The following is a 13,707-nucleotide window of genomic DNA, read 5'->3' on the forward strand; positions in this document are numbered from 1 at the left end:
CCGACCGGGAACGTGACCCCGACACCGACGACGACGCCGGTGACGCCGGGGGCGGAGAGCATAGAGCTCGAACTTTATGAGGGCTGGAACTTCGTCTCGATCCCGCGACCGCTCTCTGCGGGCAACAACACCGTGGCGGCGGTCTTCGGCGATCTCGACACCGGCGGCCGACCTGTCTACACCTTTGCCCCGGCGAGCGGCTTCACCCCTCTGGGCGATAACGAGACCCTGGAAGTCCTTGAAGGATACTGGGTCTACTCGGCCGAGGATACGACACTGCAGCTGAACCTCAGCACCAATCCGATGAGGGCTCCTGCAGTGCGGACGCTCAGTCCGGGCTGGAACGCCATCGGCTACTCCGACCTGACCGAACGGACTGCTGATGAGACGCTCACGTCGGTGGAAGACGTCTGGGTCCTTGTCGTCGGCTTCGACGCAGAGAACCAGGCCTACCGGCCGGCGCTCATCAACAACGTGACCGGGGCGCAGGGCGAGAACCAGAGGCTCTCACCGACCGAGGGCTACTGGCTGTTCGTGACCGAGGATGGCAGACTGGCTGCCATCAGCGCCTAACTTTTTTTTGACCGTTGCTTCTCGCTCGCTCGTGCTTCACCAACAGCATGGGCGCGGGCTGAGCGGAGCGGCCTGAAGCAGGCTCTGATGCAAAATAGGTCTTTAGTGGAGGTGACCCGGCGTGAAGGGGAGCCTTCTGCCGTGGGCCACTCACTCCGGCGTTGCCGTATACTCCTGCATCAGGGCGTCACCGTATGCCGCTTTCTTCTTCGTCGGGATGTAATTGAACTCGCTCGCCCACCTGAGAAGTTCGTCGCGGATTGCGGCGTCGTTTTCGAGATGCAGGTCCCGCACACCGGCGACAATGAACTCGAGCTGGTTGATGCCGGTCTCCCTCCCGTCCACGAGGACCGTCTTGATCTTGATCGCGTCCGGCCGGATCCCGCCGCAGATGGTGCAGTAGTCGCCCTCTTTCTCGTTTGTCATGGATCTCACTCCCGAATCATCGTCAGCGACATCTTGAACCGGGTTATGGCCGAGAGGGCGTGGGGGGCGTTTGCCGGGAAGATGATCGTCTCCCCTTCCTTCATCTGGTGCGTCTCGCCCGCCACCCAGACCTCGCACTCCCCGTCGAGGATCGTCACCACCGCATCGTAAGGCGCGGTGTGCTCCGAGAGCCCCTCGTCCTCGTCGAACGAGAAGAGGGTGATGCTCCCCGAGGGTTTGTTGATAACCATCCTGCTCGCCACGGTCCCGTCCTGGTAGGAGACAAGGTCCGCCAACCGGAGGACCTTCCCCCGCAACTCTGCACGTTTCTCTTCTGACATAATTCAACCACTCACTGTATAACTCACTCTTCTTCCGGCAATCTACTTTTCGCCCCGTGTATACACAAGCGCTCCGTCCACCGGGCACGCCTCCGTGCACCGGCCGCAGAGGTAGCACTCCCCGAGACGGTCATCGGGCCTCGCTGCTCCGGTCGGGCATGCCCGTTCGCACTTCCGGCAGCCGATGCAGGCGTCCGTCCGCCGGAGCCGGTAGAGGGCCCTTGACGCCGCGGGAGCGAGGAGGGCGCCGTAGGGGCAGACGTACCGGCAGAACGGCCGGTAGACGACGGCGGAGAGGAGGACGATCGAAAGGAAGACGAAGAACGATACGCTCGCGACCGTGAGGTTGAAGAAGTCCGCGAGGCCGATGAGCCCGAGGAGGTTTATCCCGAGCCCGAGGCCGGCGGCGAGGAAGACGACGAAGACACCCGCCCTGACCGCCGTCGGGACCCGGCTGTCGCTGTTGCCGCGTTTCTTTGTCGGCACGAGATGCATGAGTTCCTGGACGGCGCCCACGGGGCAGATCTGCCCGCAGATGATCCGGCCGACTACGAGGGTGAGGACGATGAAGGCGAGCGTCCCGACGAGTGCCGCAGGGAGCGGCGCCCCGAGGGCCGCCGCGTCCCGGAGGACGACGGCCTGCAGTTGGTAGGGGAAGACCGGCGCAAAGACCAGGAACCCGAGGAGTACCGAGACGACGAGGAACGGCACTGCTCGCCGCCGGGTGAACCGGCCCGAGCGCCAGAGCCAGGCAAGGGCGGCAAAAGCAAGGAGGGCGTAGATGAAGCCCACACTGTTCGGGATCGACTCAACGACCATCGTAGCTCACAGCAGCCTCGTCCCGGTCGTCGGCCTCGGGACCTTCACCACGAGCACCCGGAAGGTGCTGTCGCTCTCGTTCATCCAGCGGTGCGGGATCGTTGCCGGGCTGTCGACCAGATGGTCCTTGCCGACCTCGGTACGCTCGTCGCCGATCTCGACGATCCCCGTCCCCTCGAGGACGTAGAAGAAGACGTCCACCGGGGTGATGTGCTTCTTGAGCGACTCTCCCGGCGCAAGCGTGATCACAACCGCGTTCGCGTGCTCGGTGTCGTAGATCTTCCGGACGTCGACATGGTGCGGCGTCTCGCTGATCGGCACCTCTGCTACATCAACAATTTTCATATCATTCATCTCCAGTCTGTCGTATCACGTTCATCCCTTATAATTCGTCCAGTAGTTTTCGAGGCTCTCCCGCCGCCGCCGCTCGTGGCGGCGGGCCCGCATCTCCGGGAAGGTCGGTTCCGTGCTCTGGACCGCCGGGCAGTAGGGGCAGAGAGCATACGATACGTCGTCGGCCTTATCCCTGACCGGGCAGAGGTAGGCCCCCTCCCATTCGTCGACGATCTGCCCTCCGGGGAACGGGGTGCCGACCGGGTGGGCGGGCTCTTCGAGGACAAAGATCGTGAACCCGGAGAGGAGGTACTTCAGGTAGAGGTACTTCGGGTCCTTCTCCCGCGCCTTCTCGCTACAGGCCTCCGCCACCATAGCGCAGTACGCGCCGAGAGCCGGGTCCGGGGGGTCGTCGGATCCGCCGCCGTTCCGGGAGAGGAGGACCAGCCGGTGGTGTGCCGAAAAGATCTCCTCCCGGACGCTTTCAAGGAGCCGGTCGCGGTAGTCCTCCGGGAGGTCGGCAACCTTCCGCTCGAACCGGGCGTGCATCGTCTCGAGGTCGTGCAGGTCAAACGCGTTCATCTCGTCGGCGATCGCGTGGAGGAGGTCCTTCTTCGTCGTTGCCTCCTGCATTCGCCGGCACGCTCTCCTGATCGCCGCCACCGATATCGACTGCCCGTCCCCGGCCTCGCCTTCATCATCAAAGGGGTCGATGATGAAGGAGCAGGCGTCGGCGGGGCCGGCCCCGGACGTCTCACGGTCTTCCCGGCCGATGAGCCGCAGGATACGGTTCAGGATCGTTTCCAGCCGCATGGTCTCACCAGAGCTTGACAGGAGATCATGAGACGCGGAGAGGTTTAATCATGGTGTAACTTTCATAGTAACAACTATGGACAGTCTCGTCCGGAACCTGACGACCCTCGGATTGACGGAGTACGAAGCCCGGGTCTATGCGGCCCTCGTCGGGATCGGCGAGGGGAGCGCCCGCCAGGTCCACGAAGCGAGCGCCGTCCCCCGCCCGAGGGTCTACGACATCGCCGAAGGGCTTGCCGCACGGGGTTTCATCACGGTCCGGCGGGGGAACCCCTATGTCTACATCCCGGCCGAACCCGCCGTCGTCATCCGTCACCTGAAGAGCGCGGCCGATGCCGCGGCGACGGCGGCGGTGCAGGACCTGGAGGCGCTCTCCCTCGACGCCCGGGCGAAGAACTCGCCGATCTGGTACGTGCAGGGGGAGTGGAGCATCCGGCGCCACGCGGAGTCGCTCGCCGCGGGCGTCACCCGCGACCTTGCGGTCGTCTGCCTGGACTACGGCGAGATCGGTGAGTTCGCCCGGCTGATCGCCGATACGTCACGGGACCACCCGGTGAGCGTCCTCCTCCCGAACGGGAAGCGCGGGATCACAAAGCCGCTCGGAGACGCATCGCTCTACGCCCCGAAACCGTTCTGCACCTTCTTCCAGGAGAACGTCTTTGAGAAGGTCTACTGTGCCCCGATCTCGGTGGACGGGGCGGCGTTTCTGCTCGAGTATATCTTCATCGCCGATGACCGGGTCTGCATGATCGTCTACCGGGAGGACGGGGTCAGGAACGCCGTGGTGATCACCCTCCCGTTCATCACCTGCGTCCAGCGGCAGTTCGTGAACAGGATGATCGCGACTGCGGAGCGGATCGCGGGGCCGGACGAGGGCCTGTAACATCCCGGGTGACAGGCTAAAAAGAGGATTGTGGTGCTTAGAGCCCCAGTTTCGTCCGTTTTGCCTCGATGTGCGCAAGCATCCCCTCCGCAGCCGCCACCGCATCCGTCTCGACGTGGAGCACCCCGCCGGTGATGCCGGGCAGGTCCTCGGTGAGGAGTTTGACCAGGTCCGGCCCCCCGGTCACGGTCGGGACCGGGTTGACGTAGGTGTAGAGGCCGAGCGCGAGCGCGAAGAGGGCGTCGATCGTCGCCTTCTGCTCCATGTACTCCGGGGCGGCGACGGCGACCGGGAGGTCCGGGAGCGGCACGCCGCCGAGGGCGTCGGAGACCGAGAAGAGGAGGTCGGCGCACCGGCCGGTGTCGGTGCAGGTCCCGAACCCGAGGACCGGCGGCACGCCGAGCGCCGTGCAGAGGCCCTTCAGCCCCGGGCCGGCCTTCTCCTTCGCCTCAGGTGAGCAGAGCCCGGCGACCTGGAGCGCGGCGACGCCGCACCCCATCCCGAGGACCAGGATGTCGCGGGCGATCAGGTTCTCTGCGACCGCGACGGTGTGGACGTCCTGCCCGGAGTCGCGCAACGTGGTGCAGGAGACGAGCCCGACAATGCCCCGGATGGTGCCGTCCTTGATTGCTCCGAGCAGCGGGTCGAGGCTCCCGCCGAGCGCTGCAACGATGCTCTCGGGGGCGAACCCGACCACCGCCTCCCGGACGGGAAGGCCGCGGATCGGCTCGATCGTGGTATGCCGTTCCTTGAAGTTCTCGATCCCCATCGAGAGGAGGGTCGCTGCCTGCTCTTTTGCCTCCTCGGGGACGTACTCGAGCCGGTCGGTCCCGCCCTCGAAGACCACGACCTCGCTGACCGGGATCAGTTTGAAGTGGTACTTCTCGGCGTAGAGGGGATCGAGCGGGAGCGAACAGTTCATGTCGGCCGCAAAGACGTCGACCGCCCCGGTGGCGAGCACCGCCTCCTGCATGATCCAGTTCCCCGTGTAGCCGTAGAAGACGTCGTCCATCTCCCTCCGCTGGATCAGTTCCTGCCCGGTCTCGATGTTCGCGATGACCCGGAGGCCTTTTGCCCCCGCGTCCTTTGCCTTCTGCTGCCACTCCCCGGTGCGGGCGAGGTCGATGAGGGCGAACCCGAGGAAGGGCTCGTGGCCGTTCGGGAGGATGTTGACGTAGTCGGGGTCGAGCACCCCGAGGTCGACCCGCATCGGGTGCGGTTGCGGGACGCCGTAGAGGATGTCCTGGATGTACTCGAGGACGATCTGGCTCTGGTAGGCCATAGCGACGCCAAGGCGCATTGCCCGCATGGCGTGGCTCGCGAACCAGCCGTCGACGTTCGTCAGGGTGGATGCGGTAACGACGATCGTCTCCCCGTAGATCCCGCCCGGAAAGAGGCCAAGTTTTTTCCAGACCTCCTTTCGCTCCTCTGGGGCGAGCCGCTCCACGATCAGGCTCGGCTCGTAGGTGAACCGGTGGAAGTCCTCCTCGACGAAGTCGCAGAGCCGGAGGGCTACCTCGGCGTCGCTCCCGCCGGTATCGATCCCGAGCCGCCCTGCAAACGTCCGGAGTTTCTCCGGCTCGGCGATTGAGAACGGTGTCTTTCCCTCCGCGGTCGCCCGGAGGGTCCTGACCGCCTGCTGGGCGTGGAAGTGGTAGTTTGACGCACCCATGACGTTCCGCAGCAGCATCATCCGCATCGCCATGCCGTCGGCGTTGATCCCGCAGACACCCCGCTGGTTCCGGGAGACGTCCGCCCGGCAGGGGCCGTTCGAGCAGAAGTCGCACCGGGCGCCCGCCTGACAGAAAGCGCACCGCCGGTCGGGGTCGGTCCCGAGGCCCTGGGCCTCGTAGCGGTCCCAGACGTTCGACATGCCGTCCTTCTTGAGCCGTTCGTAGACGGTCCGGACCGAATCGTGGTAGGATATCCTGTCGCTCTCCATGGTCATGGAGGAGGGAACCAGACTGGAGCCGTAAAAAAGTATCGGTGCCGCTTATTCTTCCTCGATATACCGCTTCAGCGCCACGGCATTGTTCCGCTCCTCATCCCGGGCGGCGTAGAGGAGCGTGACGGTTCCACCAGTCGCTTCCTGCCGGAGCCGGGCGAGCACTTCCTCCTTGCCCTCGAGTTCGGCACGGTAGCGCCGCAGGAACTCCTCCCACTTCGCCGGATCGTGCCCGAACCAGCGGCGCAATTCGTTCGTCGGTGCGAGGTCCTTCTCCCACCGGTCAATCTTTGCCTCCTCCTTCGAGACGCCCCGGGGCCAGAGCCGGTCGACGAGAACCCGGGTCCCGTCGTCCGCCGAGGGTTCTTCATAGATTCGTTTCGTGCGTAGCATACGACGGGGATACGACGCCCCCTCACATAATACTCTCGTGCGAAACCGTCTCCCCTCCACCCCACTCCCCGACCGTCGCGACTTCCGGTAGCATCGTCGCCGCCGGCTCGGCAACATATAAATATACGGTCGGGGATCGTCTCCCGCATGAAGCCTACCCTACTCCTTCTCGCCGCACTCCTCGTCGTCGCTGCCGGCATCCTGGCCGCAGGGTGCACCTCGCCGGGCGGCAACGTCACCCAGCCGACGACGCTGCCGACCGAGACGGCGACAATCCCGACCGAGATCGAGACTCCCACAGCGACGGCGCCGACCGGAACCGGGACCGTTACAGCGACAACAGGCGTCACAACGTCTGCGACCACCGCAGCGGGCGGCGAGGCCACGACCGTCGATCTCACCGCCGATGCCATGGCGTTCGACACGAGCACGATCACGGTGCCGGCGGGGGCGGAGGTGACGGTGAACTTCGACAACCAGGACGACGGCATCCCCCACAACGTCGCGGTCTACACCGACTCCTCGGCGACCGAGGCGATCTTCGTGGGTGATGTCATCACCGGGCCTGCCGAGACCACCTACACCTTCACGGCGCCGGCCGAACCCGGGACCTACTACTTCCGGTGCGACGTGCACCCGGAGATGAACGGCGACTTCGTCGTGGAATGACGCAGGAGAAGGAAACGGGGTTACTCCAATCTCTCCTCCTTCATGATCGCCGGGGCTCTGGCAGAATGCAGCACAGGCCTGCTTTCCGGTGAGTTTCGCTCGTTCTCTCGTCCACCGATGAGTGCCCTATAACCGCTGATCCGCGCAAGATTCGGCAGCTCACCGATTCGGGTGGAGGGCTGCCGTCGTGAAACCAGTACAGCGATTCTCCATACATAGTACAACCAAAGAGGGCACCGATTGGATTTCACACTCTTTAGCAGGTCTCAATCCCGGGGGCACGCCGGGGCATGGCTTTTCCCGGGTGTCGCAACACACTGTTCCCGCCCCACCGGAGCGGGGTGCGAATGAGGAAGCCGAAGGCCGGGGGGTGGGGAATGCCAGAGCGAGACGTATGAATATCCACGCGGGAGGGGGCCTGCCCCCCCGAAGCCTAACGGCTTCTCGTGCTCCGTTCCTATCGGAACATCGCACTCCCCGTCAAGCCCCTCGCACTCCCGCAGATTTCCAGGTGTGCACCTTCTCACCACCGGCGAACCGGACCTGCTCGAGCGTACAGGAGAACCAGAACCCGTTGGTTCCCGCTCGGAGGTCACCGGATCCACTAGATCCATCTCTGGAGCAACTGGTACAGCGATTCCGAATTATCGAACTCTTCTGGTACTCGCCCCCATTTCCCGATGGAGTGGGTGCCGGAGCTGGATGTTCCTCCAAGATCTCCCCATGCTGTGAACCGTGGAGGCTATCGCCTTTGGGGGGTTGCGGGGTGAGATGTCGCAACGCAGGGTTACCGGGCGAAGAGGTCTAAAACCTCGTCGAGGTGTTCGCTTTCGCCCCGGAGGAGCGAGAGAGACCGCCGTCCGGCGCTACACCAGTTCGTGCCTGCGGAGGAACTCCCGGATCTCCCGTGACTTCACCCAGCCCCGGTCGAGCTGCTCGACGATATCGTTGATCCGCCAGATCTGCTTGCGGATCCGCTCCGATGCCTGCTCGTCGTCGAGGAGATCCGCCGTGCCGAGGATGACCTGCAGGGGCAGACGGATGTGGTCGCCGAGGATAGCGAACTGCTCTATGTTCTGCTCGATCTGGGTGAATGCCTGGTGCCGCATCTCTTCTGACCGTCTCTGTTTGGTAATGTCGTAGGAGAGCACCGCGACCCGCACCACGTTTCCTTCTGCATCGGCAACCGGGAAGAGGGAGTTGTAGAGGACCATCCCCTCCCGCTCATCGACACAACGGACCGGCCGGCCAGTCAGGAAGACCTCTTCGATGATCGCCTTCCGTCTCGCGGCGACATCCGGTGGGAGGATTTCGAATATCGATCTGCCCATCAGTTCCTGAAGGCCCCTCCCAAACCTCTCGGCAACCACCTCATTCAGGGCGAGGATCGTGCCGGCGCGGTCGATGAGCATCACAACGTTCGGCGATGCGTTCAGGAGCGCCCGGAACCGCCCTTCGCTCTCCAGGAGGGCCGCTTCCGCCCGCTTCCGCTCGCGAATATCGATGCCGATTCCGACACGCGTATCGTCGGAGAGGCGGATGTTGGCCCAGGCGGTCTCGACGACGGAGCCGTCCTTTGCGACCAACAGGAGGTCGCGCCACCCGGGCTTGAGGGACCGCATGTAGTCGTCGGCTATATTCCGGTAATCCGGGTCGGGGAAGAATCTCGCCATCAGATCGCCTCTTGCCCCGTCCTCATCCGACCAGCCGAGCACCCTCTGGAACTCGCGGTTGAGGCGGAAGAACCTGAGATCCGGGTCGTAGATCGCGATCATCACCGGGATGGTATCGATAACCCCCTGCAGGAGCTCCTGCTGGTGTTCCAGCGCCTGCCGGGACTGCTTCTGTCCGGTGATATCCATCGTGACGCCGACGGCCCAGGTGACGTTCCCGGCCTCATCCTTCTGGACCTCACCCCGTGACTCCAGCCAGGCCACCGCGCCCGTGTCGGGGCGGACGATCCGGTAGTCGGTGTGGTAGAGCCCGCTTTGCTCTTCTTCGGAGCGCAGGCCGTTCATGTCGTCAGGATGAACAAGAGCCAGCCTCTCCCCGGGCCGGGCGAAGGGCGGGCGGCCGTAGATCTCTTCAAAATCGCCGCTGATCCTGAGCCGGCCGGTAGTAGGGTTCCAGTCCCAGACGATCATCCTCGCGGCGCTGAGGGCCAGTTCGAGCCGCTGCTGCTGGATGCGCAGTTCCTCTTCCATCCGCTTCCGGTCGGTGATGTCGTAGGCGAGCAGCGCAAGCAGGTCTCGTTGCGGCCGGTAGAGCGTCACGTCAAGGTGCCTGAAGAGGGCGGGGGACGGCTGTTCAACGTGCTCCGGCTCTCCGGTCTCTGCAACCCTGCAGAAGAGGTTCTGCAGGAATTTATGCATCTCCGGGAAGACCTCTGAGACGCTTTTGCCGATGACCTCTTCGTGTCTGCGCCCGATCAGTTTGAGGCCCTCGGGGTTTACGTCGATGTATCGGTAGTCGACCGGGCGGCCGTCAGCGTCCCGGACGATCGCAAAGACGTAGATTCCCTCGAGCATCCGGTCAAAGAGGAGGCGGTAGATCCCCCCTATCCTCTCCAGGAGCGCCGGGTTCTCCCGTGGCCGCTCCTGGATCAGCCACCGCTTCTCCCCGGCACCCCGGCCGGCGGCGGTGATCGTGACCGGGACCGGGACGCCGCTCCGTGAGCGCAGGGTTGTTTCCCGGGGCGCGCACGCTTTCTCTGCACAGAGGTCGGCAAGCATGCGAGCGATCTCCGGTTGTGCGTCGCGGGAACCGTACGCCGCAAAGAACGTGCCCGGCAACGGCTCCCCGAGGAGGCTCGCTGCCGCCGCGTTTGCCTCGACGATCCTGCCGTCCGCGTCCGTCACCACGAACCCGTCGGTGGAGGACCCGATGAGGTCCCGGAACTGCTGCCGCTCCTCATCAGCCCGGGCTGCAGCTCCGGCCAGGCTCTCTGCAGCACAAAGAAGGTTCCCGGGCGATGCGCTGTTGCCGGAACCTGCCAGCGGCTCGCGGGTGAGTTCACTGATACACTGCCGGACGGCCTGTACCTGTTGGTCCAGAGAAATCTCCTGCATATTACCTCATCTTACCGCCGGCGGACCTACCGGGCCGTGTGAGCGGACGCAGGGACGACCGGACAGAAAGGGATGTTCTGACTGTCATGTATGGGTGCATACGGGCCTCTTGCCGCAGGAACCGGTATACCGGGCTCCCCCCTGCCGGGTGGTGGATCGCGGTTCAGGGATAGTAAACAGCATTCATGTCTCCTGGTCAGTGATATATTTTCTCATATCACCCCGAGCGAAGGTGCGCGGATTTCTGGAATGCCCGCCGGAGGCTGCGTCGGTTCCCGCGCGCCGGGATATCCGGGGAAATCGGCGGGCCGCCCTCTGCGTTGTAGAATACGGCGCTCAAGAGCCGGAGTGATCACGTGTGCAGGATCCTTCCTGCCCGGTCTCCGGGAGACGGGTATTACTCAGGGGCCGGTACGGGAAGCGCGAGGAGGGAGGTGAACCTCACCCGGATCCTCATCGTATCGGGAGCCTTCGGGTTCTTCGCCGCTGGCGGGATAGGCGGCCTGCAGGAAGAGCTGATGCTTCTTACCGCAGTCCGACCCTGTCGGACTTCCATCCGACCGACGGGGCCGTGAGTGGCCGCACCGGAGACAGTATTGCAGATCCTGACCCCCATGCTGCCGGAGCCCGGCCGGGAGATCCGGCGCAATCCTTATCTATCCCGGTGTCGTGTCCCGGTCCGTATGACAAAAGTTACCCTTGTCATAGCATTCCTCCTCCTGGCTCTCGCGCTCGTCGCGGGTGCGGGTGCACAGGTGGTGGGATTGAGCAACACCAGCGATGGCAATGAGAGTTCAAACCAGACGACCGATGGAGGCATGCAGAACATCAGCGGCAACGCGACGGACCTGACGAACGCCGGGTCCATACTAGCCGCAGAACTCCTGGACAACGCGACCCGGACGACGGTCTCGAACGCCACGACCGAGATCGGGCTTGAACTCGTCGCGGAGAACTTCACCTCGCCCCTCGCGCTCACGGCTCCCGACGACGGGACCGGGCGGATCTTCGTTGTGGACCAGATCGGTGTGGTCTGGGCCGTCGACGCGAACGGGACCACGCTCCCCGAGCCGTTCCTGGACCTCCGGGACAACCTGGTCGAACTCCGGCCGACCTATGATGAGCGCGGCCTGCTCTCGATCGCGTTCCACCCGAACTTCTCGGAGAACGGCAAGGTCTACGCCTTCTACAGTGCGCCCTTGAGGCCGGAGGCCCCTGAGGACTGGAACTGCACGAACCACATCTCCGAGTTCCAGGTCGATCCCGAGGACCAAAACCGGGTGAACCTGACCTCTGAGAAGGTGCTGATGTACATCGACAAGCCCTACCATAACCACAACGGCGGCCAGCTCGCCTTCAGCCCGACCGACGGCTACCTGTATGTATCGCTCGGGGATGCCGGGAGGGCGAACGACGTCGGGAACGGCCACACCCCGGGCATCGGGAACGCCCAGGACCTGACGAAGATCTACGGTAAGGTGCTCAGGATCGACGTGGACAATGTCACCGGCGGGAACGTGACGATCCCGCAGAACGTGACCGGGACGATGAACCAGACCAACAACATGACCGTCAACCGGACCGCGAACCCGCCCGAGCCGACGTGGACGACGCTTGCCGGCAGCCTCTACGGTATCCCCGCCGACAACCCGTTCACGGCGAACCAGACCGAGATCCTGGACACCTACGCCTACGACTCCGTCCCGCCGGAGATCTACGCCTACGGGTTCCGGAACCCGGCCTACATGTCGTTTGATTCAGGCGGCAACAACTCGCTCTTCGTCGCCGATGCGGGCCAGAACCTCTTTGAGGAGGTGGACGTCGTCTACCGCGGCGGGAACTACGGCTGGAACATCCGCGAGGGCACGCACTGCTTCGACCCGAACGCCACCACGGCCCCGCCGGAGTCCTGCAACACCACCGGGCTTCTGGGCGAGCCGCTGATCGGCCCTATCTTCGAGGGCGGCCGTGACCTCGGCATCGTCGTCGTCGGCGGCAACGTCTACCGCGGGACCGTGGTCCCGGACCTCGAGGGCAGGTACATCTTCGGCTACTGGAGCGACAGCCGGACGGTGGGCAACGGCACCCTCCTCGCTGCCACGCCGCCGGCGGGATGGACCGCACCGGAGTCCGCCGCGAACCTGACTCCTGAGGCGAACGCTATGTGGGAAGTCCAGATGGTGAACATTACCGGCCAGGCCAACGAGACCCTGGGGATGTTCCTGCGCGGGTTCGGTGAAGATGCCAACCAGGACCTCTACGTGCTGACGAACGATGTCGGCGGTCCGGACAACTCCACCAGCACCGGCCGGGTCTGGAGGGTCGCGGCACCCACCAATGTCAGCACCACGCCGACGATGAACGTGACCCCGACGGGGAACGAGACTCCTGTGGTTGTTCCCCCGGTCGGAGACCAGACCATGAACATGACCCCGACCTCGACGGCGGCCGGTGCCGCGACGACGGTGAATATCGCCGCCGATAACCTCGCGTTCGACACGAGCACCATCACGGTGCCGGCAGGGGCGGAGGTGACGATGGTCTTTGCGAACCGGGACGACGGTGTCCCCCATAACGTCGCGGTCTACGACAGCCCCCTCCGGACGGAGCAGATCTTCGTAGGCGAGGTCATCGACGGGCCTGCCGAGATCACCTACACCTTCACGGCGCCGTCCGAACCCGGGACCTACTACTTCCAGTGCGACATCCACCCCGACATGAACGGCGAGTTCATCGTGGAGTGATGCGGAGGGCGGGGCTCCTCCCCTCCTCTTCGTGCGGTCTCTTTGTCTTCTGCAGTGCCCGGAAGCGGACGGGGTTCGGGCCCTGCCCGGTATGACCGTTTCTGTGCTGCGAGGGGATGCCGGCTCCGAGCCTGCGCCCCCGGGGACCCCGACAGCGGCGTCCCGCATGGGTGGGCAAGATATAAGTATCATGTCTGTCATGGCCTCCCCCCATGAGACCTGATCTGATCCTTCTGGCGGCACTCCTCCTCGTGAGTGCCGGCATCCTGGCCGCAGGATGCGTCTCGCCGGGTGGAGACGGCACGCAGCCGACCCCCACGGAGACGGTAACCATCCCGACCGAGACCGGAACTCTGACCCCCACGGAGACGGTAACGTTCCCGACCGCCACTGAGACACTGCCCGCCACCGTGGCGACCGCAGCCGGCGGCCAGACCGGGTACTGACGCAGCCGGAGCGTCGAGGTGGGTTGGCGGAGGGGGACCGGCGCCGATTCTCCTCTTTTTCCTGCAGAACTCCGCCAAAAGAGCGTGGAGGTAGTTGCGCCGGGCGTGGCCGGCACCACGAAGGAGCGTCATCACTCCGGCAAAACGGGTGTTGCCGCGACGTTTGAGGGCGGCGTGCGGTGTCCGTTCCCGCCGGCACCCCTCGTCTTCCCGAGCGGACCCGTAAGGGGCGGATCCACGCTACGGTGTCGAAA

The 13,707-nt window shown here is 64.6% G+C and carries 13 protein-coding genes; 5 read left to right on the forward strand and 8 right to left on the reverse strand.

All coding sequences use genetic code 11. From position 1 onward, the window contains the following. On the forward strand, positions 1-573 hold a 573-nt coding region (locus tag BRA49_RS09475), incomplete at its 5' end, for a hypothetical protein (protein ID WP_292385514.1). 150 nt (positions 574-723) lie between these two features. Here BRA49_RS09475 and BRA49_RS09480 read toward each other — a convergent pair. From BRA49_RS09480 to BRA49_RS09500, 5 genes are read right to left on the reverse strand one after another with little or no spacing between them, the layout of a single operon-like run. Then, positions 724-999 (reverse strand): NAC family transcription factor, encoded by a 276-nt coding sequence (locus BRA49_RS09480; protein WP_292385515.1) that lies wholly within the window; start codon positions 997-999, stop codon positions 724-726. A gap of 5 nt (positions 1,000-1,004) precedes the next feature. Beyond that, positions 1,005-1,340, reverse strand: coding sequence for a cupin domain-containing protein (locus BRA49_RS09485; RefSeq protein ID WP_292385516.1), 336 nt, complete (start codon positions 1,338-1,340; stop codon positions 1,005-1,007). A gap of 42 nt (positions 1,341-1,382) precedes the next feature. Next, positions 1,383-2,159 (reverse strand): 4Fe-4S binding protein, encoded by a 777-nt coding sequence (locus BRA49_RS09490; RefSeq protein ID WP_292385517.1) that lies wholly within the window; start codon positions 2,157-2,159, stop codon positions 1,383-1,385. 6 nt (positions 2,160-2,165) lie between these two features. After that, positions 2,166-2,504: a cupin domain-containing protein gene (locus BRA49_RS09495; protein WP_292385518.1), complete on the reverse strand. Its 339-nt coding sequence runs from the start codon at positions 2,502-2,504 to the stop codon at positions 2,166-2,168. Positions 2,505-2,534: 30 nt separating this feature from the next. Further along, a complete protein-coding gene (locus tag BRA49_RS09500; RefSeq protein ID WP_292385519.1) occupies positions 2,535-3,305 on the reverse strand; it encodes a DUF2115 domain-containing protein in 771 nt (256 codons plus the stop codon). Positions 3,306-3,381: 76 nt separating this feature from the next. Here BRA49_RS09500 and BRA49_RS09505 point away from each other — a divergent pair, with 76 nt between their 5' ends. Beyond that, positions 3,382-4,188: a TrmB family transcriptional regulator gene (locus tag BRA49_RS09505; RefSeq protein WP_292385520.1), complete on the forward strand. Its 807-nt coding sequence runs from the start codon at positions 3,382-3,384 to the stop codon at positions 4,186-4,188. A 37-nt stretch (positions 4,189-4,225) separates the two neighbouring features. Here the strand turns inward: BRA49_RS09505 and cooS are convergent, their stop codons facing one another. Both cooS and BRA49_RS09515 read right to left on the reverse strand, forming a co-directional pair. Further along, positions 4,226-6,136, reverse strand: coding sequence for an anaerobic carbon-monoxide dehydrogenase catalytic subunit (gene cooS / locus BRA49_RS09510; protein ID WP_292385521.1), 1,911 nt, complete (start codon positions 6,134-6,136; stop codon positions 4,226-4,228). Between the two features lie 45 nt (positions 6,137-6,181). Beyond that, on the reverse strand, positions 6,182-6,526 hold the full coding sequence (locus tag BRA49_RS09515; protein ID WP_292385522.1) for a DUF488 domain-containing protein: 345 nt from the start codon (positions 6,524-6,526) through the stop codon (positions 6,182-6,184). A 147-nt stretch (positions 6,527-6,673) separates the two neighbouring features. Here BRA49_RS09515 and BRA49_RS09520 point away from each other — a divergent pair, with 147 nt between their 5' ends. Further along, complete coding sequence (locus tag BRA49_RS09520) at positions 6,674-7,195, forward strand: cupredoxin domain-containing protein (RefSeq protein ID WP_292385523.1); 522 nt, start codon at positions 6,674-6,676, stop codon at positions 7,193-7,195. An 866-nt stretch (positions 7,196-8,061) separates the two neighbouring features. On the opposite strand, the gene BRA49_RS09525 is transcribed toward BRA49_RS09520, so the two are convergent. Further along, the gene (locus BRA49_RS09525) at positions 8,062-10,263 is read right to left on the reverse strand and encodes a PAS domain S-box protein (protein WP_292385524.1); all 2,202 of its coding nucleotides are present in this window, start codon (positions 10,261-10,263) and stop codon (positions 8,062-8,064) included. Between the two features lie 683 nt (positions 10,264-10,946). Between BRA49_RS09525 and BRA49_RS09530 the strand changes: the two genes are divergently transcribed. Beyond that, positions 10,947-13,007, forward strand: coding sequence for a PQQ-dependent sugar dehydrogenase (locus BRA49_RS09530; protein WP_292385525.1), 2,061 nt, complete (start codon positions 10,947-10,949; stop codon positions 13,005-13,007). Between the two features lie 212 nt (positions 13,008-13,219). After that, complete coding sequence (locus tag BRA49_RS09535) at positions 13,220-13,453, forward strand: hypothetical protein (RefSeq protein WP_292385526.1); 234 nt, start codon at positions 13,220-13,222, stop codon at positions 13,451-13,453. The last annotated feature ends 254 nt before the right edge of the window (positions 13,454-13,707 follow it).

Origin of the sequence: Methanoculleus sp. UBA430, from assembly GCF_002506585.1 — an archaeon.
In the GTDB taxonomy this organism is placed as follows: domain Archaea; phylum Halobacteriota; class Methanomicrobia; order Methanomicrobiales; family Methanoculleaceae; genus Methanoculleus.

Excerpts from the sequence above, each read along its gene's own strand:
- BRA49_RS09485 (WP_292385516.1), bottom strand. The coding sequence starts at position 1,340 with ATGTCAGAAGAGAAACGTGCAGAGTTGCGGGGGAAGGTCCTCCGGTTG.
- BRA49_RS09495 (WP_292385518.1), bottom strand. The coding sequence starts at position 2,504 with ATGAAAATTGTTGATGTAGCAGAGGTGCCGATCAGCGAGACGCCGCAC.
- BRA49_RS09535 (WP_292385526.1), top strand. The coding sequence starts at position 13,220 with ATGAGACCTGATCTGATCCTTCTGGCGGCACTCCTCCTCGTGAGTGCC.
- BRA49_RS09520 (WP_292385523.1), top strand. The coding sequence starts at position 6,674 with ATGAAGCCTACCCTACTCCTTCTCGCCGCACTCCTCGTCGTCGCTGCC.
- BRA49_RS09500 (WP_292385519.1), bottom strand. The coding sequence starts at position 3,305 with ATGCGGCTGGAAACGATCCTGAACCGTATCCTGCGGCTCATCGGCCGG.
- BRA49_RS09490 (WP_292385517.1), bottom strand. The coding sequence starts at position 2,159 with ATGGTCGTTGAGTCGATCCCGAACAGTGTGGGCTTCATCTACGCCCTC.
- cooS (WP_292385521.1), bottom strand. The coding sequence starts at position 6,136 with ATGACCATGGAGAGCGACAGGATATCCTACCACGATTCGGTCCGGACC.
- BRA49_RS09505 (WP_292385520.1), top strand. The coding sequence starts at position 3,382 with ATGGACAGTCTCGTCCGGAACCTGACGACCCTCGGATTGACGGAGTAC.
- BRA49_RS09525 (WP_292385524.1), bottom strand. The coding sequence starts at position 10,263 with ATGCAGGAGATTTCTCTGGACCAACAGGTACAGGCCGTCCGGCAGTGT.
- BRA49_RS09530 (WP_292385525.1), top strand. The coding sequence starts at position 10,947 with ATGACAAAAGTTACCCTTGTCATAGCATTCCTCCTCCTGGCTCTCGCG.
- BRA49_RS09515 (WP_292385522.1), bottom strand. The coding sequence starts at position 6,526 with ATGCTACGCACGAAACGAATCTATGAAGAACCCTCGGCGGACGACGGG.
- BRA49_RS09480 (WP_292385515.1), bottom strand. The coding sequence starts at position 999 with ATGACAAACGAGAAAGAGGGCGACTACTGCACCATCTGCGGCGGGATC.